Origin of the sequence: Pectobacterium artocarpous, assembly GCF_046159765.1 — a bacterium.
Classification (GTDB): Bacteria; Pseudomonadota; Gammaproteobacteria; order Enterobacterales; family Enterobacteriaceae; genus Pectobacterium.
The window spans coordinates 106,494-130,781 of sequence record NZ_JBJXVK010000005.1 but is presented as its reverse complement, the minus strand read 5'-3'; the positions used below and the strand labels follow the sequence as shown (position 1 = coordinate 130,781).

Genomic DNA, 24,288 nt, shown 5'->3' with positions numbered 1-24,288 from the left:
GATGAGAAAACATCAATCACGGAAGTTGGTAAACTGGAACGGTTGTCCCAGGTTACCGCCGCGAATCAACGCCATCACACCTTGTAAATCATCACGTGACTTTCCGGTAACGCGAATCTGTTCACCCTGAATCTGCGCCTGCACTTTCAGTTTGCTGTCTTTAATCAGCTTGACGATTTTCTTCGCCTGAGTGGTTTCAATGCCTTGCTTTAGCTTGGCCTCCACGCTGTAAGTTTTACCGCTGTGCTCAAACTCTTCCGGGACCTCGAGTGCACCGCCTTCAATCCCGCGCTTCAGCAATTTCTCGCGCATAATATCTATCAGTTGCTGCACCTGAAAATCAGACTCGCTGGTCGCTTTAATACTTTGCGATTTCTCATTCAGTTCAAAGCTGGCTGGAACATTGCGAAAATCCCAGCGGGTACTCAGCTCACGCGTGGCATTTTCCACCGCGTTACGGACTTCCTGCATATCAATTTCCGAAACAATATCGAAAGATGGCATAATTCGCTCTCCTGACAAATTTGGCTGGCGAGCATAATAACCGCTCTTCTGCGATAAGCAAGATGCCAGACTCGATCCCGACTTTACTCTGCATCAGCTAAAGAGGGCGAATCGCACAAGATCGCAGTGTGGATCATAGCCTATGATTGAGAACAACAACGCGGGCGTTAAAAAAGGAAGATTGCACATGAAAATCACCGTTCTTGGCTGTGGTGCGCTGGGCCAGCTTTGGCTCTCCGCGTTGCATCAGCAAGGGCATGATGTCCAGGGATGGCTGCGCATTCCACAACCCTATTGTCCGGTCAATGTCACCATGCTGGACGGTCAGCACTGTAATCTAAACCTGACGGCTAACGATCCCGCGCATCTTGCGCAAAGCGAGTTGCTGCTGGTGACACTCAAAGCCTGGCAGGTTTCCGATGCCGTTACCATGCTGTTGCCACAGCTCAACCCACATTGCACGATTCTGCTTTTACACAACGGGATGGGTACGCGGGAAGAACTACTGTCGCTACCGCAGCCACTGGTGCTGGGTATCACCACCCATGCCGCACGCCGCGACGCGACCAACGTTGTGCATGTTGCCGCAGGCACAACGCATATTGGCACGTTGAATGGCGACAGCAGCCAAAGTCATCTGGCTGAAGTGCTGCATCAGGCTTTACCTGATGTGGCCTGGCACACCAACATTAGCGCCACCTGCTGGCTGAAGCTGGCGGCTAACTGCGTCATCAATCCGCTCTCGGTGAAATATCACTGCACCAATGGTGAACTTTCTGCGTACCCGGAACTGATTACGTCTCTTTGTCAGGAAGTGGCCGATGTCATGGAACGAGAGGGCTTCCATACATCGCGAGATAGCCTGCTGCTCTACGTTAATCAAATTATTCAGAACACCGCGGCAAACACCTCATCGATGTTGCAGGATATCCTCGCTCAGCGACATACCGAAATTGACTACATTACCGGGTATTTACTGCACCGTGCGCGTCTCCACGGCCTGACGCTCCCCGACAATGCCCGCCTGTTTGACTACATTAAGCAAAAGGAAAATGATTATGACCGCATCGGCACTGGTGTGTCTGGCACCTGGTAGTGAAGAAACTGAAGCCGTCACGACCATTGATTTGTTGGTTCGGGCGGGCATTAAGGTGACGCTTGCCAGTGTCGCCAGCGATGGCAATCTTGAAATCGTCTGCTCACGCGGGGTGAGGTTGCTGGCGGATGCGCCGCTGGCTACCGTCGCCGATCGGCCTTTTGATGTGCTGGTATTACCGGGGGGACTGCAAGGTGCGGAATGCTTCCGCGACAGCCCAATACTGGTGGAATGCATTCGGCAAGCGCATCTGGAAAGAAAAATTGTCGCTGCGATGTGCGCAACGCCTGCACTGGTGCTTGAATATCATCAGTTGTTCCCCGTCGGAAACATGACGGGCTATCCGACATTCAAAGATCGCATCGCACCAGAGAAATGGATGGAAAAACGCGTCGTCTACGATCCTCGTGTGAATCTGTTAACCACGCAAGGGCCGGGCACCAGTATGGACTTCGCTCTGAAGATCATCGATTTGCTGCTAGGGAAAGAAAAAGCCGCTGAGGTTGCTGAGCAGTTTATCCTACCGCCGGGGATTTATAACTATCGCGATTAGCATCAATGAAAAAGGCGCTTATGCGCCTTTTTCACATTACGGACGGTATACCTTCACATTGCTGAAGCCTTGCTCACGCAGGTACAGCGCCTGCAAGCGGCTCATCACGCCACGTTCGCAGTAAAGCAGGTAGGTTTTGCTCTGATCCAAATCGCCAAACTGCGTACCCAGCTTGTAGAACGGTAAGGATTTTATTTCGACCTGCTCCAGTTCAAGCGGCTTATCATCCTGTTCATCCGGCGCACGGATATCCAGCAGCACGTCGGTTGGAGCAAACGACGCGACCGTTTCGACTTCAATCACTTCTTGCTTGCTCTGTTCTGCGATCTCACGGATATCAATATTCCGCGCTTCGCTCACCACACGCTCCAGAATGGCAAAATCAAAGTGGCTTTCTTCGGCCTCAATCTTCGCTTTTACCGCTTTCACAGTCGGGCTTTTTGAGATCACACCGCAGTATTCCGGCATCGTTTTGGCGAAATCTTCCGTTCCCAGTTCTCGAGCCTGTTTGATAATGTGTTCTTTATCATGAGAAATCAGCGGACGCAGAATCAGCGTATCGGAGACATTATCTATCAAACGCAGGTTGGTCAACGTCTGGCTGGAAACCTGCCCTAACGCTTCACCGGTCACCAGCGCCTGAACACCGTAACGCTCAGCAATTTTGGAGGCCGCGCGCACCATCATGCGCTTCAATACGACGCCCATCTGACCGTCGTCAACCTTCTCCAGAATTTCACCGACGACAGGATCGAAGTCAATCGCAATAAAACGTACTCGGTGTGAGCTACCAAAACGGTTCCACAGATAGTGTGCTACCTGTTTGACACCAATCTCGTGTGCCGCACCGCCAAGGTTAAAGAAGCAGTAATGCACGCGACACCCGCGACGCATCAACATATAGCTGGATACACCAGAGTCGAAACCACCGGAAATCAGCGACAGTACATCTTCCTGCGTGCCGATCGGGAAACCGCCGATCCCTTCATAACGTCCTTTAATCAGCAGCAAACGGTCCTGCTCAATTTCCAGATGCACCGTGACCTGCGGTGCAGTGAGATTGACTCGCGCCGTTTCAATATGCTGGTTCAGGCCGCCACCAACGTAGCGCTCTACGTCCTGTGAGCTGAATTCATGCTTGCCACGGCGTTTCACCCGCACACAAAACGTCTTGCCTTCCAGTTGCTCACGATACAGCGCCAGCGCCTGTTCAAAGATGTTGTGCACATCGGTGTAGGCGTGATCTTCCACTTCCAGAATATGGTGAATACCCGGAATTCTCGTCAACGCATCACGAATTACTGGACGCTGGCTTTCGTCTTTGGCCCGAACTTCGATATGATCCCAGTGACGGACAACCGCCAGCGTTTCATCATAGTGTTTTAATACGTTGCGAATGTTTCCGGTTAGCATCTTGATAAAGCGCAACCGCACAGATTGGCTCTTGATGGTGATTTCCGGGAACAATTTAATGATAAACTTCATGGTGGCTGTCGTTACTTGGTCAAAAAGGCGTAAATAAATTTACCCTGAGCACTAAAATCACGTTATCGGTAAAATCAGCGGAACAGAGATGATTTTACCAATAGCATCCAGGGCGCGGAGTATATCATTATATGAAGATATACTGTGCGCTTTAACCGTATAATTGTTGTGCATCCACAGATGATCAAACGCAACACCACGCTCTGCCGCCACAAGCCAACGGCGTATAACACCAGGATTCTGAAATCACTATGCCTAAGAAGACCGAGCAGCCAGTCAGCTTTGAAAGCTCACTGAACGAACTGGAAAAAATCGTAACCCGCCTCGAATCAGGCGAACTGCCGCTGGACGATGCGCTAAATGAGTTTGAGCATGGCATCCAGCTCGCTCGCCAGGGCCAGCAAAAACTACAGCAGGCGGAGCAGCGCGTACAAATCCTGCTAAACGACGATCCCGAGGCACCGCTGTCACCGTTTACGCCGGATAATAATCCGCTATGACCGATTTCAGCACGCAACTGAACGCTCACTACCAACGCACTAACCGTATGTTGGGGCATTTCATCGCCGCCCTGCCCTTTCAGAGTAGTCCACTGGTCAATGCGATGGAGTATGGCTCACTCTTAGGAGGCAAACGCCTACGCCCGTTTCTGGTTTATACTACTGGTGAACTGTTTGGCATGCCGTTAGAAAGTCTGGATGCCCCTGCTGCGTCAGTAGAATGTATCCATGCCTATTCACTGATTCATGACGATCTGCCAGCAATGGACGACGACGATTTGCGCCGCGGACAGCCGACCTGCCACATCAAATTTGGCGAAGCTAATGCCATTCTGGCGGGTGATGCGCTGCAAACGCTGGCGTTCTCCATTCTGGCTGATGCGCCGATGCCACAGGTCTCTGATCGCGATCGGCTGGCGATGCTCTCAGAATTAGCCCAAGCCAGCGGTGTCGCAGGTATGTGTGGTGGGCAGGCTTTCGATCTGGAGGCAGAAGGTCATCAAGTCGATCTGGTAGCGTTAGAGCGGATTCACCGCCACAAAACGGGTGCCCTGATCCGGGCTGCCGTTCGACTAGGCGCACTGGCAGCCGGTGAAGCAGGACGCGCTGCCTTGCCCCATCTGGATCGTTACGCTGACGCGATTGGGCTCGCTTTTCAGGTTCAGGACGATATTCTCGATGTTGTTGGCGACAGCGCGACAACAGGCAAACGTCAGGGTGCAGACCAGCAGTTAGGTAAAAGCACCTATCCCAGCCTGCTGGGGTTAGATAACGCACGAAAAAAAGCACAGGAGCTTTATCAGGAATCCCTGGCATCGCTGGACGATCTCGTTGCATCCAGTTCGATCCCCCTGAATATTGCTCCACTACAAGCGCTGGCGAATTTCATCGTTGAACGCGATAAGTAATTACCTAATGAGTCTCTATGAGTTTTGATACCGCGAAGTACCCTACATTGGCGTTAGTGGAAACACCGGATGAACTTCGGCTGTTGCCGAAAGATAGCCTGCCGAAGCTGTGCGATGAGCTGCGCCAATACCTGCTGGACAGCGTCAGCCGTTCAAGCGGCCATTTTGCTTCAGGGTTAGGAACGGTTGAATTAACGGTTGCGCTGCATTATGTCTATAACACCCCTTTCGATCATCTGGTGTGGGATGTCGGCCATCAGGCTTATCCGCACAAGATTCTGACGGGGCGTCGCGATCGCATTTCAACAATCCGCCAAAAAGGTGGTTTGCACCCCTTTCCGTGGCGTGATGAAAGCGACTATGACGTATTAAGCGTCGGGCATTCGTCGACCTCAATCAGTGCCGGGCTGGGCATGGCCGTTGCGGCCGAGCGTGAAGGCAAAGGCCGTCGTACCGTTTGTGTAATCGGCGACGGTGCGATTACCGCGGGTATGGCCTTTGAAGCGATGAACCACGCAGGCGACATCCGCTCCGACCTGCTGGTTGTGCTGAACGACAACGAAATGTCGATTTCGGAAAACGTCGGCGCATTGAACAATCATCTGGCACAGCTGCTGTCCGGCAAGCTCTATGCCAGCCTGCGCGAAGGCGGCAAAAAGGTCTTATCTGGCCTGCCGCCAATCAAAGAGCTGGTGAAGCGTACCGAAGAGCATCTTAAAGGCATGGTCGTGCCGGGTACGCTATTTGAGGAGCTGGGTTTTAATTATATTGGCCCGGTTGACGGGCATGACGTTCAGGCGCTGGCGCATACGTTGAAAAACATGCGCAGCCTGAAAGGCCCGCAGCTCCTGCATATCATGACGAAAAAAGGCAAAGGCTATGCCCCTGCCGAACAGGATCCGATCAGTTGGCATGCGGTGCCAAAATTCGATCCAGCCAGCGGCACGTTGCCGAAAAGCAAGGAAGGTGCTCAACCCACTTATTCTAAAATCTTCGGTCAATGGCTACAGGAAACGGCAGCCAAGGACAGCAAGCTTATGGCGATCACGCCAGCGATGCGCGAAGGCTCCGGCATGGTGCAGTTCTCCCGCGATTACCCGAAGCAATATTTTGACGTTGCTATTGCCGAACAGCATGCTGTCACGTTTGCTGCCGGTCTGGCAGTTGGCGGCTATCATCCGGTTGTCGCCATTTACTCAACGTTCCTGCAACGCGCGTACGATCAGGTTATCCACGATGTGGCGATCCAGAATCTACCCGTTCTGTTTGCTATCGATCGCGGCGGTATTGTTGGTGCGGATGGGCAAACGCATCAGGGGGCGTTCGATCTCTCTTTCTTACGCTGTATCCCGAACATGATCATCATGACGCCCAGCGATGAAAACGAGTGTCGCCAGATGCTGCACACGGGCTATCACTACCAGAAAGGCCCGACCGCAGTGCGCTATCCGCGAGGAAACGGTACGGGTACTGAACTGACGCCGCTCTCAGAACTGCCAATCGGTAAAGGCGTAGTGCGCCGTCAGGGCGAAACGATCGCGATTCTGAACTTCGGTACGTTATTGCCAGAAGCACAGATTGTGGCAGAGCAGCTAAACGCTACCCTCGTCGATATGCGTTTTGTGAAGCCACTGGATGAAGCGCTACTGGAAGAGTTGGCGCAGTTCCACAGCACATTTGTGACACTGGAAGAGAATGCCGTTATGGGCGGTGCCGGGAGCGGCGTGAATGAATTCCTGATGGCGAAACGCCTTGCCGTCTCGGTGCTGAACATTGGGCTACCGGACGTCTTTATCCCACAAGGTTCTCAGGAAGAAATCCGTGTCGATCTGGGTCTGGATGCCGCTGGCATTGCGCGCAAAATCACGCAGTGGATGGAATAAACGACTCACGATAACCGGGGCACATAACCCCGGTTCAATAGTGCAGTGACGTCAGAATATCGGCCAGTGATAGCCGATAGAATAGATAATCCCCGCAGAGATCACCCCCGCAACGATATCGTCGATCATAATGCCCATGCCACCGTGCACGTTGCGATCGAACCAGCGAATCGGCCAGGGTTTCCAGATATCCAGACAGCGGAAGACGACAAACCCTGCCGCCACCCATTGCCACTTATCCACCGGGATCGCCATCAGGGTAATCCACATACCGACAAACTCGTCCCAAACGATGCTGCCGTGATCGTGAACACCCATATCTTTCGCTGTCTGATGACACAGGTAAACACCGATACAAATGCTCAGCATGACCAACAGCGAATACAGTTCAAGCGGCAGGAAGGACATGAGATACCACAGTGGAATCGCGGCCAATGACCCTACCGTACCCGGCATCCAGGGAGACAGACCGCTGCCAAACCCTGTCGCCAGCAGGTGCCACGGGTTACTTAGCCGTAAGCGACGTTTTGCCACTTCAGCGCCTTTCGTCTTATTCACGTAATCAGTTTTGCTCACTAAAATGGTCATACCCCTTCCAGTTCAGCTCGGTCGCTTTATTATCCCTGAAAAAGCGTACCCCTTCAGATGAAGGCCCGATTTGCCCGATACAGGTGTAGCCAGCACCGAGATGCCCTAAAGCAAGCTCCAGCGCACCGCGGTTAATTTCCGGCACGGTAAAGCACAGCTCATAGTCTTCGCCGCCAGATAGCGCCCAGCGCAATGCCTGTTCTTCATCAACACAGCCCCGCAGCCAGTCAGACTGTGGAATCGCATCCAGATTAATACGCGCACCGCACTCGCTGGCTTTAAGTATATGTTGTAGATCGGAGATAAGGCCGTCGGAAAGATCGATAGCCGAGCTGGCCAGATCGCGCAACGCCTGACCTTGCAGGATTCTGGGCTGAGGTCGCAGATGGCGCTTGATCAATCCCTGACGCGCCTCGTCATCCTCAACGTGTAGTGTGTTCTGGAGGATAGCCAGACCGGCGGCACTGTCGCCTAATGAACCGGTAACATAGATCCAATCGCCAATCCTGGCCCCACGACGCGTCAACGCCCGACCCGCAGGTACCAAGCCGTGGATAGTCAGCGTCAGGCTCAGTGGGCCGCGCGTCGTATCTCCGCCAACCAACTGCATACCATAGTAATCAAGTAGCTCAAACAAGCTGTCGCTATACGCGGCCAGCCACTGGCTATTGCTTTGAGGTAGGGTAATGGCCAGAAAAAGCCAGGCAGGATCGGCTCCCATTGCAGCCAGATCGCTTAAATTGACCGCCAGAGATTTGTAACCCAGATCGGCGGGATCGATATCGGGTAAGAAATGAACGCCAGATACCAGCGTGTCGGTACTGACCGCCAGCACCTGCTTATCCGCCACCGTCAGTAATGCACAGTCATCACCAATGCCTAACTCAACATCGCGACGTGAACTTCGGACCCGATTAAAATAGCGGGCAATAAGGTCAAACTCACCTTCAACCATAACCTTTCCAGCCGGCCTATCATTCAAAAGCGATCAGGGCCGGATATCCGGCCCTGATTCGATTCATTTTACTTCTTGCCTTTCCGTACACTCGGAGCAGCTTTATCCAACACGCCATTCACAAACTTATGGCTATCTTCAGCACCGAAGACTTTAGCCAGTTCGATGGCTTCGTTAATCGCCACTTTGTAAGGAACATCTTCGCGCTTGCTCAGCTCAAACATCGCCAAACGCAGAATCGCTTTCTCAACCTGTCCCAATTCCTCAAGTTGACGAGACAGGAAAGGTGCCATCAGTTGATCAAGCTTCTCAGCCTGAGTGGCAACCCCCGCCAGCAATTCTCGGAAATAGGTAATGTCGACATCTTTGACATCCTGCTCGCTCAGGAATTGGTGTTCAACATCGGCAATATCATTTTTAGATAACTGCCAGGAGTAAAGCGCTTGAACCGCACATTCACGAGCGCGGCGACGAGCAGCAGGTTTCACGGAATTCCCCTTACTTAATCAGGCTTACTTAATCGCTTTCAATACATTAATCATTTCTAACGCGGTCAGGGCAGCTTCTGCACCTTTGTTCCCCGCTTTCGTGCCTGCGCGCTCAATCGCCTGTTCGATGCTTTCCGTCGTCAGAACGCCGAAAGCGACAGGGATTTCGCTGTCCATCGCAACGGAGGACAGACCAGAGCTACATTCGCCAGCAACAAATTCAAAATGCGCTGTTCCACCACGGATAACCGTCCCCAGAGCAATAACGGCATCATACCCGCCATTTTTCGTGCTTTTGGTCAGCGCACGAACCGTTAATGGCAGTTCGTAAGCACCTGGCACCCAAACAACGGTGATATTTTCGTCTTTAACCTGACCGATGCGTTTCAATGCATCAATCGCACCTTCCAGCAGGCTGTCGTTAATAAAATGGTTAAAACGCGCAATCGCAATCGCCACACGGGCATCAGGAGTAGCAACAACACCTTCAATAACGTTCATAGCTTTCCTTGTATCTGGTCTTTATGGCCCGTAGGGGGGCGGATTCTATCATAATTTTTGTTGGCACGTATCCGGTTTTGTCGGACGTGCACCACGTATTTACATACACATCAGAATTTAGGTTTCAGACGTAATCGCAGATCCGAGCCAATCTGGCGAACTTCTGCGATATCAAATTCCGGTGCCTGAGACAATTGATTCAGTTCTGGCAAGAGGCAGAGCGCACGAGCGTTTTCACCCAGCAGTTTTGGCGCAAGATAAACGATGAGTTCATCAACAACGCCAGCGTTAAGCAGCGCACCGGCCAAACTGGCTCCGGCTTCGACCCAGACGGAGTTAATCTGGCGTCTTCCCAGTATCATCATCAGTGCCACCAGATCAACGCCGCCATTATGTTGCGGTAATATGACCTGTTCAACGCCCTGTGGCCACGCCTGTTGATCCGCCTGCACGCGCGCCAGCCAAGTCTCACCCGGTTGGCTAACAATCCGATGCTGCGACGTAACGCGCTGCTGGCTGTCCACAATCACCCGAACAGGTTGCCTGAGATCGGCTTCTAAATAACGTGTCTGCACATCGGCGCCCAGCTCTGACCACCGCACGGTAAGAGAAGGATCGTCAGCCAACACCGTGGCACTGCTGCTCAGAATTGCTGCACTCTCCGCGCGAAAACGCTGCACATCCTGCCGCGCCTGCGGTGAGGTAATCCACTGGCTTTCTCCCGACGCCATCGCAGTGCGCCCATCCAAAGATGCCGCCATTTTGAGCTGCACGTAAGGAAAACCGGTCCGCATACGTTTCAGGAAGCCGACATTGACTTTCTCTGCTTCAGCCATCATCAAACCATGACTGACAGCAATCCCCGCTTGCTGTAAGCGATGTAAACCACGGCCCGCGACCTGCGGATTGGGATCCTGCATCGCGGCAACTACACGGGAAACGCCAGCGGCAACCAATGCATCAGCACAAGGCGGCGTTCGGCCATGATGGCTGCACGGCTCCAGCGTGACATAGGCCGTCGCGCCACGTGCGCGCTCCCCTGCCATTCTCAGCGCATGAACTTCAGCATGAGGTTCGCCAGCACGGAAATGATAGCCTTCACCGACAATTTCGCCATCACGCACGATCACACAGCCAACATTGGGGTTGGGTGCCGTCGTAAAACGACCACGGTGCGCCAGCTCTAACGCTCGCGCCATGTATAATTCATCCTGCGGCACGTGTCCGTTTGCCTGAACACGATCTTTCTGAGTACGGTTTCCCTGAAAAACGCTCATTCCCAAACCTCTACTCTCCCAAATTGATGCAGCTTAATCCTGCAAACGCGCGATTTCTTCGCCAAATTCGCGGATATCTTCAAAGCTGCGATACACCGATGCAAAGCGGATATAAGCCACTTTATCCAGCTTTCTCAGCGCTTCCATCACCAAATTACCGACCATCTTAGTGGTAACTTCACGTTCTCCGGTCGCACGTAGATGAGATTTAATGTGATTAATCGCCATTTCGACGTCATCAGAACTCACCGGCCTTTTTTCCAGCGCTTTCAGCATGCCGCTACGCAATTTATCTTCATTAAAAGGCTCACGCACTTCATTGCTTTTAATGACTCTTGGCATCACCAGTTCAGCCACTTCAAACGTGGTGAAGCGTTCATGACAAACCAGGCACTGCCGACGACGGCGTACTTGCGAACCTTCGCCGACCAGACGGGAATCAATGACTTTGGTATCAACAGCGGAACAAAACGGGCAATGCATGATGTGTCCTGACCAGTAATCCTTAACGTAGAGACAGTTTACCCTGAATTAATGGACTAACCAAAACTCCTGAACCATGTTGCGAAGGGTTTCGCATCTCTTCCGGTAATAGGATGAAAAAAGCTGTCTCACCTATGACTTAGGCTTAATCGCAGCTAAACTCAGCAACAGGAATCAACGGATCAATGAATAAAACATCGAAAGGGGAACCACAGATATGAGAACCCGATATCGCGTATTGACCTTCCTGCCAGCGCTGCTTTTGCTCACAGGGTGTGCCGAACAACGCCAGATGCCAAAGCTACAGAATCAGATAAGTCAGCTAAACCAGCAATTACAAACGTTGACTGACCAGGCCACGGCATTAGAACGGCAAAATGCGTTGAATTCCCAATCCACCTCTGGTGTTTATTTACTGCCCGCAGCGCGAACCAGCACGATGCTGGAAAGCAGCATTGGCAGACTCAGTGTATCGTTACGTAACATCGAAACGGAAGCGAATGGTACAAGCGCGCTACTGCATATTCGCACGCTTGATGCGAAAGGACTGCCTGCCTTTGGTGCACAGCTTGACTGGGGACGGCTCGACCCGGTGAGCGGTCAACCTTTAGCGGGTGACACACAAACGCAGTCTTTTGTCGTCTCCCCTACGCTGTTACCAAAAGCCGAAGCGATTATTGAATTACGCCTAAGCGGTTTGCCGCCGGAAGAACTTGGTTTTGTCCGTTTGCATCAGGTTCAGGAGATACAAAGTCCTCCGCCCGTTGCCGCAACCGAATCCCCTTAATCAACGCATTTCCTGACGCTAAGATGCAAAAAAACCGCAGCAACTCGATAACTCGGTAGCGGAGCTTACTTTTAATCGGGGTCAGCCAGTGTGTCTCTGTTCCCGCCTGCTACCATTCCAGTAAAAAAGACGCACTGAAGCAACAACGCTCGAACGATGTCAAAGTGTGGTCCGGCGCAGAAGAGACGAGTCGATGCGCCAGCGTCAGCTCTCCTTCTGCAACGCCCCCCAAAAGCAGCATCAAGCAATATATAAGAACGGGTCGCTATTAAACCAATCATACGACCCTGCGGAAAAGTTCTATGAGAAGGGTGGATAAACCCGGAGGCAACGGCATTGTCCGGTGAATCGGCAGTGCGGAACAGCGTTCCGTCTACACTCAGAATATGAAGTCCATGAAAAGCCTCATCCCCCCAGAGATGCAGACAACCATGCTTCATTAGCAGGCATGAAATAGATGGACGAAAAGAAACTTAAATCCCTTGCGACAGAACGGGCAAAAGGCCTGAAAACTGAAGCAGACCTCAACCAGTTTTCTCGTATATTGACGAAATTGACCGTTGAGACGGCCTACAATTAAAAGAGACCGTAAAGAATCCAGCTTTAAAACTCAATCGGAATGATGCACTTTGCTATAAACGCAATCAGCGCCTATCTGCTCCTCGCTCATGGTTGCCTCCAGACCAATATCGCGAGAACATAAAAATGCAATGCACCGTGAGAGGGCCGATCTGCACTCTTTGAGTTCATTGCTCATTGATAATCCACTCTTTCAGTCATCTTCCCGCATAAAAACGCCCCTTCGCCTAAATTATTCGCTTCTATGATTCTGCTTAAAAACAAATTCCCGTTTTACGGGAATTTGTTTCCTCAAAAATGGCACGTCCCCTGCATTATTGTCTCCATTCGCCACATGACAGGTTAATCAACATATGGACGCAATACGGAACGACGCTAATCCGGAAGAACAGATAGCCACCTCCGAAAGAGTGCTGATGGTAATGCGGATTGTTGCTGAGTATGGTCGTCCCGTCAGTGCCAGCGAGCTTATTCATGCTTCCGGTTTAAACAAAAGCACGTTGTATCGGCTGTTAGCCTCGTTACGCCGTTGGGGGTTTGTGATGGAGTCGGATGCGATGTATCAACTGGGTCCCGTTTGTCTTCAAATGGCGCTGAACTTTGATGCCGTCACGTTGCTTTCGCTGCATGCCAGTGAAGCAATGAATGATTTGCGTGATGTCACACAAGAAACCGTTGCGGTTACTGTCGCGATGAATCAGGAAGCGGTTTGCATCAGCATGTTAGAACCTCGGCAATCCTTGCGTTGCTCTTTTGAAAAGGGTCGGAGTTTGCCGCTTCATCGCGGAGCAACAGCGAAATGCCTGCTGGCGCATTTGCCGCAACCGGTGAGGCAACATATTTCGAAAATCCACTACAGCAATATGTTCGAACGCGAAGCCTATGAGAAAGAGTTACTTTCGATTGTTCAGCAGGGTTATGCCTGCAGTGAAAGCGAAGTGGACTCGGGTGTATGGGGGGTCAGCGTTCCCATTTTTTCACCCAGTCAACAACTGCTTGGGGCATTGACGCTAATGGCTCCCGTCATCCGTACACAGAACAAACATCTGCGTTTTATCGCAGAAACGTTGAATGCAGCAAAACGTGTTCAGGCCAGCCTGGAAGCGACATTTAAGTAGGCATCACCTGCTTTTCATTATCAATCTTAATTTTAGGAAGTGAGCCCATGTCTTCATTCAAACACACTGTTAAACATGCCCTGTTATCACTTAGCTTACTGAGCATTTCAGCAACAGCGCTGGCCGCCGAGGAACCGATCAAAGCGGTAACCGACGCCACTTTCCCACCAATGGAATTTATTGAGAACCAAAAAATGACGGGGTTCGATATTGAACTGACAGAAGCTATCGCGCACAAGCTTGGTCGCTCCGTGCAGTGGACGAACGTCGATTTTAAAGGACTGATCCCCAGCCTGACAGCGGGGCGTGCGGATATTGCCGTATCGGCTATCTACATAACGCCAGAGCGTCAGAAGGTCGTTAATTTCACGCAGCCTTACATGGCCGGTGGCCTCGTTGCCCTGGTCAAAGAAGACAATGACACCATCAAAAGCGCAGATGATTTAAAAGGGAAAAAAGTCAGCGTGCAGACCGGAACCAAATCCGTCGAGTGGCTGCGCACCCATATTCCAGAAGCGCAAACCGTTGAAGTTGAGAAGAACCAGCAGATGTTCAATCTGGTCAGTATCGGACGCGTGGATGCGGCAGTAACCGGTAAACCAGCGGCATTCCAGTACGCTCGTACACGTGGCGGTGTGAAAATTCTACCAGGCTCCCTCACCAGTGAAGAATATGGCATTGCCGTGCGCAAAGATGAAACCACACTGGTTGTCGATATGAATAAAGCCTTAGAGCAGTTGAAAACCGACGGCAGCTATCAGCAACTGGTCGATAAATGGTTCCCCGGTTCGGCGAAGTAATTCACTGGTGAAGACACAGGATGAACGATGAGTTTAGATCTTAATTTCTCGCCAGTGTTTGCCAGCAGCGATGCGCTGCTGGCAGGTACGCTGGTGACCATTGAAATAACGCTTTGTGCGCTGGTTCTGGGGGGCGTGTTGGGCCTGATAATCGGTGTTGCCAGAATCAATCCACAGCGAAAAACCGTGTATGGAATTGCCAGCGCGTATGTCGCGGTCATTCGCGGCACCCCTCTGTTAGTGCAACTGTTTATCTGGTATTACGGCCTGCCGCGACTCGGGATCATGCTGCCCTCCTTTTTCTGTGGCGTAATTGGCCTTGGTCTCTACTCCGCCGCCTACATTTCAGAAATCGTACGCGGTGCCATTACCTCAATTGATCGTGGACAAACTGAAGCGGCGCGTTCGCTGGGCATGTCATCAAAACAGGCAATGAGGAAAATCATTCTGCCTCAGGCCGTGGTACGCATGTTGCCACCACTGGGTAACGAATTCATTGCGTTGATTAAGAACTCCGCGCTGGTGTCGTTGATAACAATCCACGATGTGATGCAGCAGGGGAATACCATCATCAGTAATACCTATCGCGACCTGGAGACTTACCTGGTTATTGCTGTTATTTACTTTGTGTTGACCAGCCTGACCGTAATGGCATTGCGCCACTTTGAAAAACGGCATCATCAGAGAGGGATACAGTAATGTCGAGTCACAACGCCAGCCCACAACCACAAATCAGTATTCGCGATCTGCATAAGCGCTATGGCGACAATGTGGTGCTGAATGGCATTGATTTTGATGTATTCAGCGGTCAGGTAATTGTCATCATCGGACCCAGTGGTTCGGGTAAGAGCACGTTCCTGCGCTGCTGTAACGGGCTCGAACTGCCCGAGCGCGGCGATATTACGCTGTGCGGCACACCGTTAATTAGCAACGGTAAGCCCCTGCCAGAGAAACAGTTGAACGAACTGCGCAAAGAAGTTGGCATGGTGTTCCAGTCCTTCAACCTGTTTCCCCATCTCTCTGTTCTGGAAAACTTGTGTGTTGCGCCAATGATGTTACGCAAACTTGATAAGTTAACAGCGCAGCAGCAGGCAATGTCGTTGCTCGAAAAAGTGGGGCTGGCAGCGAAAGCGCAAGCGATGCCGGGCAATCTCTCTGGTGGACAAAAACAACGTGTGGCCATCAGCCGCGCGCTGGCAATGTCGCCCAGCGTGATGCTTTTTGATGAGCCCACTTCAGCACTGGATCCTGAACTGGTCGGCGAAGTGTTACAGGTGATGAAGATGCTTGCCAGCGAAGGCATGACCATGATGGTCGTGACGCACGAGATGGGATTTGCACGTGAAGTGGCTGATGTTGTCGTGGTGATGGATGGCGGCGGCATCGTGGAAGCCGGTCCGCCTGAACAGATATTTGGCGCACCGCAAAGTGAACGTACCCGTCAATTCCTCAATGCTGTTTTAACACGACAATAGCGTCAGAACTGAGAAACGTTACGTATGAGCATCAACCAGATTTTTGCCCGTCATGCCTGGCTTGAACAAGGCTGGCAACAGGATGTACTGATTTCATGGAACAACGAAGGTTTTATTACAGCAGCAGAACCCAACGCAACGCCATCTGAAAGTATCGAGTCGGTATCCTGGCTGCTACCGGGTATGCCAAACCTTCATTCACACGCCTTCCAGCGTATTTTTTCCGGCATGACGGAATATCGTCAAAACCCGGCAGATAGCTTCTGGAGTTGGCGGAAATTGATGTATGCCTTTGCTCAGCAGATCACACCTGACCAACTCGAAATTATTGCCACACAGCTCTATCAGGAGATGCTGGCGGCAGGATATACCTCAGTGTGTGAATTTCATTATGTACACCACCAGCCCGGAGGGGAACCCTATCAAGACGCGATCGCGATGAGTTCAGCGCTGATACGCGCGGCTCAGCGCACTGGCATAGGCATGACGTTGCTGCCGGTGTTGTATCAGACCAGCGGCTTTGGTGGTCAGCCGCCAGAGGCACATCAGCGCCGTTTCACCCATGAAATGTCATCTTTCCTGGCTTTCTGGGATCAGTTATTCGATTTGTGTCAGGCTTCAAACGTAAAACTCGGGGTGGCACCTCACTCATTACGCGCGATACACCCAGCTGATTTGCAGGCAGTGCTGTCCCACATCTTTACGGCGGATGCCACCGCTCCCGTTCATATTCATGTCGCAGAACAACAGAAAGAAGTTGATGACTGCATAGCCTGGAGCGGAAAGCGCCCTGTGCAATGGTTACTGGATAATTTCGATGTTGATTCTCGTTGGTGCCTGATTCATGCAACACATATGGATGCACAGGAATATCGGGGAGCGGCAGCTACTGGTGCGGTTATTGGTTTATGTCCTACGACAGAAGCGAATCTCGGTGACGGCATTTTTGATTATCGTCAGTGGCAAATGCATGAAGGCAACTGGGGTATTGGCTCGGACAGCCATATTGCCGTGGACGCAGCAGAAGAGCTGCTGCAACTTGAGTATTCACAGCGACTGCTGAATCAGCAGCGTAATATCTGCTGCAGTAACGTGGAACCCGATGTTGCCACCTATCTTTACCGGAAAGCGTTACAAGGAGGAGCACAGGCGTCTGGCAGACTCATCTCAGGCATACAACCGGGTCAATACGCTGATTTTGTCGAGTTGGACGCTAAGCATCCAGCTCTGGCAGGCATGTCGCCAGACTACATACTTGCCGCTCATGTATTTGCCAGCTCACGGCAAACTGCCATCAAGCGAGTGTGGACCACAGGTACGCTGCGCTATCAGGCGATGAGCATGCCAGCGCCATCACATCATGACATCGCAGCAATCCGCCGTCGCGTGCTTACAAGTTACAGAGAGAAATAAAGGTAACAGAGAGAAATAAAGGTAACAGAGACCAAAGATTATATCTTTCATCGTGGAACGGCTCCCCTTTTTATTACGATGCCACATATGGAACAGCCATCCCAGCGCATATCGCGGAACGTTGTAGTGGTCAAGTCATATTGGCCACGGTTTTACAGTAAGAACGGTAGCGGTTCTCTGATTCTTCAGGCGTTAGCCCACCATGTAATGATATGGTCTGACGCTATTGTAGTAGTTCAATATATAACCACTGATTTATTGAAGGGCTCCATCTTTGTCCCGATAACCCTTTGCAGGTACACATTCTGTTTTCAGGCTGCGGAAGAAGCGTCCATTGAACTGTTATCCCAACCGTTTCCTCGCCGACTGACGCTTTGTTTCATCCTGTAACGCCAGAGAAGTTGTTGATATTTCAAGCCCGTATATTGGCTTCCCCGGACGCTATGGAACATTACATCCAGCGGTTGACCCCGACTCTCATAGGTCATGCGCAAAGCACAACTTATCAGTGCCATATCGACATTCTCTGACAGGCTCAAGCGGATAACTCTGCGGGCAAAAAGATCCATGACTACCGCCAGATAGCACCAGTCGTTTCCCGCCCAGATATACGTAATATCTCCGCACCATACCCTGACACTCCCGCCTGAGTTGGCATACCCATACCTCAAGAGTGGAAAAGCCAACCTTCATCGCCTTACTGGCTTCCCGAGATGAATACCCTTTATCAACAATAAGTTGATCACATTTCAGCCTGAACTCGGGGGAAAAAGTACGCTTTGTTTTCTTATTCATTCATGAAGCCACCTGTTTTATGTTGAGGCAAGAATATCACCTCTATTCAGGTGGCCAAATTTACTGTGCCACAACAAAGGTATCCAGTTGAGAAGAAAACGCATCAACAACGAAATCCATATCGTGTTCAGACGTAAAAAATCCAGAGTCAGGATAGCAGACTCTGGATTGTCTCTTACTGGCAGGATCGTTCAAGTGTTCTTAAACGTTCTGCATTACGCAGCAACGCGGTTTTTTATGTTTACAGTCGGCAGATTAAGGCAGGATAGACGGTTGGTCCGCCCCTTCTTTTTCCACTTTCTGAACGATCAGGTGTTCACGTTTCATACCCAGTTTCAGCGCCAGAGCAGAAGAAACATAGATAGAAGAGATCGTACCGATGATCACACCGATAAACATCGTCAGCGAGAAACCATGCAACAAGGCTCCACCGAAGACCATGAGAATCACAATCATCGCCAGCGTGGTGGCTGAGGTGATGATGGTACGGTGCAACGTCTGCGTCAGAGAAATATTGGTAATATCGTAAGGTGTGCCACGACGAACCTTGCGGAAATTCTCACGAATACGGTCAGATACCACGATCTTATCGTTAAGCGAATAACCAATTACCGACATCAGCGACGCAATGATCGTTAGGTCAATCTCAATGGAGAACAGCGACAGCAGCCCCATCGTGATGATCGTATCGTGCGCCAAAGCCAGTACTGCCCCCATCGCCAGACGCCATTCAAAACGAAAACCGATATAAATGAGGATAGCAATCAGTGCAGACAACAGCGCCAATGCGCCCGCCTGTGCCAAATCGCTCCCCACGCTCGGCCCGACAAACTCAATACGTTTCACTGTCGCATGCTGCTGGAAGGTATCGTTCACCACCTTCAGCACCTTGTTACCTAGCGCCTCGTTCTCGCTGCCAGAAACCGGTGGCATACGCACCATCACGTCACGGCTACTACCGAAATTCTGCACCTGCGGCTCTGAAAACCCAGAGGTTTCCAGAGAACTACGCAGCATGTCGAGATCGATCGGTTTCTCAAGGTTAATCTCAATGACCGTACCACCGGTAAAGTCGAGCCCCCAGTTGAAACCGCGCCCCCCCATAATCGCGATAGAAGCGATGATCAGCAGGCTGGAAATGATAAATGCTACTTTATCCCAGCGCATGAAATCATAGACTTTACGCCCATGATTAAGTTGTTCAATGTTGTATTCCTGTTCCTGTGCCACAACGCACTCCTCAGATAGACAGCTTGTTGATGCGTTTACCGCCGTAAAGCAGGTTAACGATGGCACGAGTACCGACGATCGCCGTAAACATTGAGGTCGCAATCCCAATCGCAGTCGTGATAGCAAACCCTTTGATTGAACCGGTACCCACCGCATACAGGATGATGACTTTAATCAACGTCGTGACGTTCGCATCAACAATCGAGCTGAATGCACCTTTGTAGCCCTCATGAATAGCCTGCTGCACAGAGCGACCATTGCTGAGTTCTTCCTTGATACGTTCGTTAATGAGTACGTTAGCATCCACGGCAACCGCCAGCGTAAGCACGATACCTGCGATACCTGGCATGGTCAGCGTTGCCCCAGGCAACAGCGACATCACGCCGACAATCAACACCAGGTTAGCAACCAATGCACTGGTCGCGATAACACCGAATTTCTTATAGAAGAAGACCATAAAGAGGATCGACGCGATCAGGCCCCACAAACAGGCTTCCAGCCCCTGAGTGATGTTTTGCATCCCCAACGTTGGCCCAATGGTACGTTCTTCCACGATCTGGATCGGCGCAATCAGCGCCCCCGCACGCAGCAGCAGAGAAAGCTGGCGCGCTTCGTTCGGGTTATCAATGCCGGTAATACGGAAACTGTTACCCAGTCGCGACTGAATTGTCGCCACGTTGATCACTTCTTCGTGTTTTTCCAGCATCGCACGGCCAGTCGCATCTTTCTTGCCACTGTCTTTGTATTCTACAAACAGCGTTGCCATCAGCTTGCCGATACTGTCTTTGGTGAAGTTGGACATGGTGTTGCCACCCGCGCTGTCCAGAGAAATATTCACCTGAGGCTGGTTGTATTCATCCGTACTTGATGTCGAATCGGTAATATGGTCGCCCGTCAGAATCACGCGTTTGAACAGCACCACTGGTGAGCCGTCACGCATGTTCTTCACTTCAGAGTCGCCCGGCACGCGGCCGTTCGCCGCTGCGGTCGCATCAGCATTACTGTTGACCAGACGGAATTCCAGCGTAGCGGTTGCGCCAAGAATTTCTTTCGCGCGCGCCGTGTCCTGAATACCCGGTAACTCAACGACGATACGGTCTGCGCCCTGACGCTGCACCAATGGTTCGGCAACGCCGAGTTGGTTCACACGGTTACGCAGGATATTGATGTTTTGCTGTACGGCGTATTCACGCGCTTCACGCAGACGTTCGTCAGACATCACCGCACGTAGCAGGTTGTTGCCGCTGCTGCTGAGAACCAGATTGCGATGACGAGACGTCAGATAGTTGATGCCCTCATCGCGCGTTTGCGCATCACGGAAACGAATTTCGACGCCGTAATTATCAATCTTGCGCACAGAGGCATAAGGAATGTTCTTCTCACGCAGATCGCTGCGCAAAGAGTCCATGGTTTGTTCTTGCAGTTTGCCCAGCGCCGTATCCATATCCACTTCCATCAGGAAGTGAACGCCGCCGCGCAGGTCAAGCCCCAATTTCATCGGTTCGGCACCTAACAACCGCAACCAGTTTGGCGTGGCAGGAGCCAGGTTAAGTGCGACGACGAATTTTTCGCCCAGCTCATTTACGAGCGCTTCACGCGCGCGGAGCTGAACATCAGGGTTAGAGAAGCGAGCCAGAATTGCACCATTTTCCAATGCAATCGACTTACTGGTAATGTTTTGTTCTTTTAAGGCATTCTGGACTTGGATCAGCGTCGTTTCGCTGGCGGCGGTTCCCCGCGCGCCAGTAACTTGTACCGCCGGATCCTCACCATATAGGTTAGGAAGTGCGTAGAGCAGGCCGACAAACAATACCACGACCAGCATCAGGTACTTCCACAAAGGATAACGATTTAACACGGCAGTTCCCTTCGGGAAAATCGGAAATTACAGGGCTTTAATCGTGCCCTTCGGCAGCACGGCAGCCACGAAATCACGTTTGATAACCACTTCATTGGTTTCGTTCAACGCAATCGCAATATAGCCAGTTTCGGACACTTTAGTCACGCGACCAACCAGACCACCGGTCGTTAATACTTCATCGCCCTTGCTGATAGAATCCATTAACTTTTTGTGTTCCTTGGCGCGTTTTTGCTGAGGACGCAGGATCATAAAGTAGAAAATCAGACCAAAAACGGCCAGCATAATAACCAGAGAGTACGGGCTTCCCTGAGCCGGAGCGCCGGTTGCAGCTACAGCATCGGAGATGAAAAGACTCATTTAAATATCCTCTTTTTTGTCAAAAGATAAGCTATCAAAAAGATAAATTATCAACCTTACAATCGTAAAAATGCTTCACAGCAAAATGCAATTCATAGCAAACGGGCTTCAGTTGCTTGCGGCAACGTCTTTTTCAGCCAGCGGCGGAATGGGTTTGCCTATCCGTTGGTAAAAATCCACCACAAAGTGCTCTAATTTACCCTCTTCAATGGCCTGACGTAAACCCGCCATTAAACGCTGATAATAACGCAAGTTATGAATGGTATTGAGCCGTGCTCCGAGTATTTCGTTGCAACGGTCAAGATGATGCAAGTAGGCGCGGCTATAATTGCGACACGTGTAGCAATCACAGTGTTCATCCAGCGGACTCACGTCATCTTTATACTTCGCATTGCGGATTTTCACCACGCCATCGGTCACGAAGAGATGTCCGTTACGTGCATTGCGCGTTGGCATCACGCAGTCAAACATATCGACACCGCGGCGTACGCCTTCGACCAGATCTTCCGGCTTGCCAACACCCATCAAATAGCGCGGTTTATCTTCTGGAATCTGCGGACAAACATGTTCCAGAATACGGTGCATGTCTTCTTTCGGTTCGCCCACGGCTAAACCGCCCACAGCGTACCCATCAAAGCCAATGTCTACCAGCCCTTTTACGGATACATCACGTAAATCTTCGTAAACACTTCCCTGAATAATGCCGAACAGCGCGTTTTTATTCTCCAACTCATCAAAACGCTGGCGACTGCGTTTCGCCCAGCGCAGTGACATCTCCATCGAGCGCTTGGCGTAATCCCAGTCGGCAGGATACGGCGTGCATTCATCAAAGATCATCACGATGTCGGAACCCAGATCGTGCTGAATCTCCATTGATTTTTCCGGGCTAAGGAAAATCGAATCCCCGTTGATCGGGTTACGGAAATGCACGCCCTGCTCGGTAATCTTGCGAATATCACCGAGGCTGAACACCTGAAAACCGCCGGAATCCGTCAGAATCGGGCCGTGCCACTGCATGAAGTCATGCAGATCGCCGTGCAGCTTCATGATTTCCTGACCGGGACGCAGCCACAGATGGAACGTATTACCAAGCAGAATCTGCGCGCCGGTCTCTTTCACTTCTTCCGGCGTCATACCTTTCACCGTGCCATAAGTTCCCACGGGCATAAAAGCCGGGGTTTCCACCACGCCACGTTCAAAAATCAATCTGCCACGACGCGCACGGCCGTCCGTTGTTTGTAATTCGTACTTCACTTAACCTCCGGCATCAGAAAAACAGTCTGATGGTAATGATGTATTAATGCCTGACAGAGCGTGGTCTGTGGCATCGCTAGTGTGCAGAAAACCGGGTTTATCCCACGTTTTCCTGTTCGGCCATCGGATTGTGCGTAATAAACATCGCATCACCGTAGCTGAAAAAATGATACTGCTCTGCCACCGCCTGGCGGTAAGCAGACATCGTGTTCTGGTAACCGGCAAAGGCCGACACCAGCATGATTAACGTCGATTCGGGTAAATGGAAATTGGTCACCAACGCATCGATAATGCGGTAGTGATAGCCCGGATAGATAAAAATTTTGGTATCGCCGAAGAACGGAGCGATCGGCGCATTCTGGCTGGCCTGTGCGGCACTTTCCAGCGATCGTACCGAAGTGGTGCCAACGGCGATCACGCGGTTTCCCCGAGCCTTACACGCCAGCACAGCATCAACGACGTCCTGCGGCACTTCGGCATATTCGGCGTGCATGATGTGATCTTCGATCGTATCGACGCGCACAGGCTGGAACGTTCCCGCCCCCACGTGCAGCGTCACGAACGCCATTTCGATGCCCTTCTCGCGTAGCGCAGCCAGCATCGGTTCATCAAAGTGTAAACCTGCCGTCGGCGCGGCTACAGCGCCCGGACGCTGGCTATACACGGTCTGATAAAGCTCGCGGTCGGCGTCTTCATCAGGTCTGTCGATATAAGGCGGCAACGGCATGTGGCCAATATCATTTAGGATCGACAGGACATCGCGGGAATCATCGAAATGAAGCTCAAATAGTGCATCGTGGCGAGCCGCCATCGTGGCTTTGACGCTCTCATCATCGCCCAGTAATAGCGCAGTGCCCGGCTTCGGCGCTTTGGACGCCCGAACGTGCGCCAGCACCCGATGTTCATCCAGCACGCGCTCAATCAACACTTCCAGCTTACCGCCGCTGGCTTTACGGCCGAACAGACGAGCCGGAATCACGCGCGTGTTGTTGAATACCAGCAGATCGCCGGGGTTCAATTTATCCAGCAAATCGGTAAACACGCCGTGCGTCAGATTTCCCGTCGACCCGTCCAGCGATAGCAGACGGCAACCACTGCGTTCCGCTTGTGGATAGTGGGCAATCAATGATTCAGGAAGTTCAAACGAGAAATCGGCAACACGCATGGCAATTCACTTAGCTGTTAATACATTAAAAATGGGCGGCCTAGTCTAGAGCCGCAAGCGAATGGCTGCAAGAAATAAGCACCTGAGTCGCGGAATGCATTATACCCAATAGATTTCGAGATACAGGAAGGCGGCAACGGAGGGAGTCCCCAGGAGCTTACATCAGTAAGTGACTGGGGTGATCGACAAATCAGCCAGAGGCAGATTTGAACACTGCTTGCAGCGGCCCCAAC

Annotated in this window: 24 protein-coding genes and 2 pseudogenes; 12 read left to right on the top strand and 14 right to left on the bottom strand. The window is 51.5% G+C overall.

Annotated elements, in window-relative coordinates:
• Positions 1–12 precede the first annotated feature (12 nt).
• On the bottom strand, positions 13–504 hold the full coding sequence (locus ACKQAD_RS04790; RefSeq protein WP_409159096.1) for a YajQ family cyclic di-GMP-binding protein: 492 nt from the start codon (positions 502–504) through the stop codon (positions 13–15).
• Between the two features lie 187 nt (positions 505–691).
• On the opposite strand from ACKQAD_RS04790, the gene panE reads away from it, so the two are divergent.
• Positions 692–1,600 (top strand): 2-dehydropantoate 2-reductase, encoded by a 909-nt coding sequence (gene panE, locus ACKQAD_RS04785; protein ID WP_409159095.1) that lies wholly within the window; start codon positions 692–694, stop codon positions 1,598–1,600.
• Complete coding sequence (gene yajL, locus ACKQAD_RS04780) at positions 1,563–2,153, top strand: protein deglycase YajL (RefSeq protein WP_409159094.1); 591 nt, start codon at positions 1,563–1,565, stop codon at positions 2,151–2,153. Before panE ends, yajL begins: the two co-directional genes overlap by 38 nt.
• Positions 2,154–2,189: 36 nt before the next feature.
• Here yajL and thiI read toward each other — a convergent pair whose 3' ends face one another.
• Positions 2,190–3,638, bottom strand: a complete 1,449-nt coding sequence (gene thiI, locus ACKQAD_RS04775) for a tRNA uracil 4-sulfurtransferase ThiI (protein WP_409159093.1) — start codon at positions 3,636–3,638, stop codon at positions 2,190–2,192.
• A gap of 251 nt (positions 3,639–3,889) precedes the next feature.
• Between thiI and xseB the strand changes: the two genes are divergently transcribed.
• The 3 genes from xseB to dxs are packed head-to-tail and all read left to right on the top strand — an operon-like array spanning position 3,890 to position 6,929.
• A complete protein-coding gene (gene xseB, locus ACKQAD_RS04770) occupies positions 3,890–4,138 on the top strand; it encodes an exodeoxyribonuclease VII small subunit (protein WP_409159092.1) in 249 nt (82 codons plus the stop codon).
• Positions 4,135–5,046 (top strand): (2E,6E)-farnesyl diphosphate synthase, encoded by a 912-nt coding sequence (gene ispA / locus ACKQAD_RS04765; protein WP_409159091.1) that lies wholly within the window; start codon positions 4,135–4,137, stop codon positions 5,044–5,046. Before xseB ends, ispA begins: the two co-directional genes overlap by 4 nt.
• A 17-nt stretch (positions 5,047–5,063) precedes the next feature.
• Positions 5,064–6,929: a 1-deoxy-D-xylulose-5-phosphate synthase gene (gene dxs / locus ACKQAD_RS04760; RefSeq protein ID WP_409159090.1), complete on the top strand. Its 1,866-nt coding sequence runs from the start codon at positions 5,064–5,066 to the stop codon at positions 6,927–6,929.
• Positions 6,930–6,980: 51 nt separating this feature from the next.
• Here dxs and pgpA read toward each other — a convergent pair whose 3' ends face one another.
• From pgpA to nrdR, 6 genes are all read right to left on the bottom strand, one after another.
• Complete coding sequence (pgpA, locus tag ACKQAD_RS04755) at positions 6,981–7,517, bottom strand: phosphatidylglycerophosphatase A (protein WP_409159089.1); 537 nt, start codon at positions 7,515–7,517, stop codon at positions 6,981–6,983.
• A complete protein-coding gene (gene thiL / locus ACKQAD_RS04750) occupies positions 7,492–8,472 on the bottom strand; it encodes a thiamine-phosphate kinase (protein ID WP_409159088.1) in 981 nt (326 codons plus the stop codon). The genes pgpA and thiL overlap by 26 nt, the downstream gene beginning before the upstream one ends.
• A gap of 68 nt (positions 8,473–8,540) precedes the next feature.
• A complete protein-coding gene (gene nusB, locus ACKQAD_RS04745) occupies positions 8,541–8,960 on the bottom strand; it encodes a transcription antitermination factor NusB (protein ID WP_039346790.1) in 420 nt (139 codons plus the stop codon).
• Between the two features lie 24 nt (positions 8,961–8,984).
• Positions 8,985–9,461: a 6,7-dimethyl-8-ribityllumazine synthase gene (gene ribH, locus ACKQAD_RS04740; RefSeq protein WP_320763501.1), complete on the bottom strand. Its 477-nt coding sequence runs from the start codon at positions 9,459–9,461 to the stop codon at positions 8,985–8,987.
• Between the two features lie 110 nt (positions 9,462–9,571).
• Complete coding sequence (gene ribD, locus ACKQAD_RS04735; protein ID WP_409159154.1) at positions 9,572–10,681, bottom strand: bifunctional diaminohydroxyphosphoribosylaminopyrimidine deaminase/5-amino-6-(5-phosphoribosylamino)uracil reductase RibD; 1,110 nt, start codon at positions 10,679–10,681, stop codon at positions 9,572–9,574.
• A gap of 90 nt (positions 10,682–10,771) precedes the next feature.
• Positions 10,772–11,221 (bottom strand): transcriptional regulator NrdR, encoded by a 450-nt coding sequence (nrdR, locus tag ACKQAD_RS04730; protein WP_005975999.1) that lies wholly within the window; start codon positions 11,219–11,221, stop codon positions 10,772–10,774.
• 217 nt (positions 11,222–11,438) lie between these two features.
• Between nrdR and ACKQAD_RS04725 the strand changes: the two genes are divergently transcribed.
• The 7 genes and pseudogenes from ACKQAD_RS04725 to ACKQAD_RS04695 all read left to right on the top strand — a co-directional run bounded on the left by ACKQAD_RS04725 (position 11,439) and on the right by ACKQAD_RS04695 (position 17,393).
• Positions 11,439–12,008, top strand: coding sequence for a SadB/YajI family lipoprotein (locus ACKQAD_RS04725; RefSeq protein WP_409159087.1), 570 nt, complete (start codon positions 11,439–11,441; stop codon positions 12,006–12,008).
• A gap of 457 nt (positions 12,009–12,465) precedes the next feature.
• Positions 12,466–12,585: pseudogene (locus ACKQAD_RS04720) on the top strand (IS256 family transposase); the annotation flags it as partial.
• 355 nt (positions 12,586–12,940) lie between these two features.
• Positions 12,941–13,705: an IclR family transcriptional regulator gene (locus ACKQAD_RS04715; RefSeq protein ID WP_409159086.1), complete on the top strand. Its 765-nt coding sequence runs from the start codon at positions 12,941–12,943 to the stop codon at positions 13,703–13,705.
• Positions 13,706–13,752: 47 nt separating this feature from the next.
• The gene (locus tag ACKQAD_RS04710) at positions 13,753–14,505 is read left to right on the top strand and encodes a transporter substrate-binding domain-containing protein (RefSeq protein ID WP_409159085.1); all 753 of its coding nucleotides are present in this window, start codon (positions 13,753–13,755) and stop codon (positions 14,503–14,505) included.
• A 27-nt stretch (positions 14,506–14,532) separates the two neighbouring features.
• Positions 14,533–15,204, top strand: coding sequence for an amino acid ABC transporter permease (locus ACKQAD_RS04705; protein ID WP_409159084.1), 672 nt, complete (start codon positions 14,533–14,535; stop codon positions 15,202–15,204).
• Positions 15,204–15,980: an amino acid ABC transporter ATP-binding protein gene (locus tag ACKQAD_RS04700; RefSeq protein WP_409159083.1), complete on the top strand. Its 777-nt coding sequence runs from the start codon at positions 15,204–15,206 to the stop codon at positions 15,978–15,980. Before ACKQAD_RS04705 ends, ACKQAD_RS04700 begins: the two co-directional genes overlap by 1 nt.
• A 24-nt stretch (positions 15,981–16,004) precedes the next feature.
• On the top strand, positions 16,005–17,393 hold the full coding sequence (locus ACKQAD_RS04695; RefSeq protein WP_409159082.1) for a formimidoylglutamate deiminase: 1,389 nt from the start codon (positions 16,005–16,007) through the stop codon (positions 17,391–17,393).
• Between the two features lie 130 nt (positions 17,394–17,523).
• On the opposite strand, the pseudogene ACKQAD_RS04690 reads toward ACKQAD_RS04695, so the two are convergent.
• From ACKQAD_RS04690 to queA, 6 genes and pseudogenes are all read right to left on the bottom strand, one after another.
• Positions 17,524–18,228: pseudogene (locus ACKQAD_RS04690) on the bottom strand (transposase).
• Between the two features lie 215 nt (positions 18,229–18,443).
• Entirely contained in the window at positions 18,444–19,355 is a 912-nt protein-coding gene (gene secF / locus ACKQAD_RS04685; protein WP_409159153.1) for a protein translocase subunit SecF, read from the bottom strand.
• 73 nt (positions 19,356–19,428) lie between these two features.
• Positions 19,429–21,276 (bottom strand): protein translocase subunit SecD, encoded by a 1,848-nt coding sequence (gene secD / locus ACKQAD_RS04680; RefSeq protein ID WP_409159081.1) that lies wholly within the window; start codon positions 21,274–21,276, stop codon positions 19,429–19,431.
• A gap of 27 nt (positions 21,277–21,303) precedes the next feature.
• Entirely contained in the window at positions 21,304–21,636 is a 333-nt protein-coding gene (gene yajC, locus ACKQAD_RS04675) for a preprotein translocase subunit YajC (RefSeq protein WP_012773703.1), read from the bottom strand.
• 108 nt (positions 21,637–21,744) lie between these two features.
• A complete protein-coding gene (gene tgt, locus ACKQAD_RS04670) occupies positions 21,745–22,890 on the bottom strand; it encodes a tRNA guanosine(34) transglycosylase Tgt (protein WP_181830010.1) in 1,146 nt (381 codons plus the stop codon).
• 97 nt (positions 22,891–22,987) lie between these two features.
• Positions 22,988–24,055 carry a tRNA preQ1(34) S-adenosylmethionine ribosyltransferase-isomerase QueA gene (gene queA, locus ACKQAD_RS04665; RefSeq protein WP_409159080.1) on the bottom strand — a complete coding sequence of 356 codons (1,068 nt, stop codon included), beginning with the start codon at positions 24,053–24,055 and terminating at the stop codon, positions 22,988–22,990.
• Between the last annotated feature and the right edge of the window lie 233 nt (positions 24,056–24,288).

Coding starts and splice junctions, on each gene's coding strand:
- ACKQAD_RS04790 (WP_409159096.1), bottom strand. CDS start 504: ATGCCATCTTTCGATATTGTTTCGGAAATTGATATGCAGGAAGTCCGT.
- panE (WP_409159095.1), top strand. CDS start 692: ATGAAAATCACCGTTCTTGGCTGTGGTGCGCTGGGCCAGCTTTGGCTC.
- yajL (WP_409159094.1), top strand. CDS start 1,563: ATGACCGCATCGGCACTGGTGTGTCTGGCACCTGGTAGTGAAGAAACT.
- thiI (WP_409159093.1), bottom strand. CDS start 3,638: ATGAAGTTTATCATTAAATTGTTCCCGGAAATCACCATCAAGAGCCAA.
- xseB (WP_409159092.1), top strand. CDS start 3,890: ATGCCTAAGAAGACCGAGCAGCCAGTCAGCTTTGAAAGCTCACTGAAC.
- ispA (WP_409159091.1), top strand. CDS start 4,135: ATGACCGATTTCAGCACGCAACTGAACGCTCACTACCAACGCACTAAC.
- dxs (WP_409159090.1), top strand. CDS start 5,064: ATGAGTTTTGATACCGCGAAGTACCCTACATTGGCGTTAGTGGAAACA.
- pgpA (WP_409159089.1), bottom strand. CDS start 7,517: ATGACCATTTTAGTGAGCAAAACTGATTACGTGAATAAGACGAAAGGC.
- thiL (WP_409159088.1), bottom strand. CDS start 8,472: ATGGTTGAAGGTGAGTTTGACCTTATTGCCCGCTATTTTAATCGGGTC.
- ribH (WP_320763501.1), bottom strand. CDS start 9,461: ATGAACGTTATTGAAGGTGTTGTTGCTACTCCTGATGCCCGTGTGGCG.
- nrdR (WP_005975999.1), bottom strand. CDS start 11,221: ATGCATTGCCCGTTTTGTTCCGCTGTTGATACCAAAGTCATTGATTCC.
- ACKQAD_RS04725 (WP_409159087.1), top strand. CDS start 11,439: ATGAGAACCCGATATCGCGTATTGACCTTCCTGCCAGCGCTGCTTTTG.
- ACKQAD_RS04715 (WP_409159086.1), top strand. CDS start 12,941: ATGGACGCAATACGGAACGACGCTAATCCGGAAGAACAGATAGCCACC.
- ACKQAD_RS04710 (WP_409159085.1), top strand. CDS start 13,753: ATGTCTTCATTCAAACACACTGTTAAACATGCCCTGTTATCACTTAGC.
- ACKQAD_RS04705 (WP_409159084.1), top strand. CDS start 14,533: ATGAGTTTAGATCTTAATTTCTCGCCAGTGTTTGCCAGCAGCGATGCG.
- ACKQAD_RS04700 (WP_409159083.1), top strand. CDS start 15,204: ATGTCGAGTCACAACGCCAGCCCACAACCACAAATCAGTATTCGCGAT.
- ACKQAD_RS04695 (WP_409159082.1), top strand. CDS start 16,005: ATGAGCATCAACCAGATTTTTGCCCGTCATGCCTGGCTTGAACAAGGC.
- secF (WP_409159153.1), bottom strand. CDS start 19,355: ATGCGCTGGGATAAAGTAGCATTTATCATTTCCAGCCTGCTGATCATC.
- yajC (WP_012773703.1), bottom strand. CDS start 21,636: ATGAGTCTTTTCATCTCCGATGCTGTAGCTGCAACCGGCGCTCCGGCT.
- queA (WP_409159080.1), bottom strand. CDS start 24,055: ATGCGTGTTGCCGATTTCTCGTTTGAACTTCCTGAATCATTGATTGCC.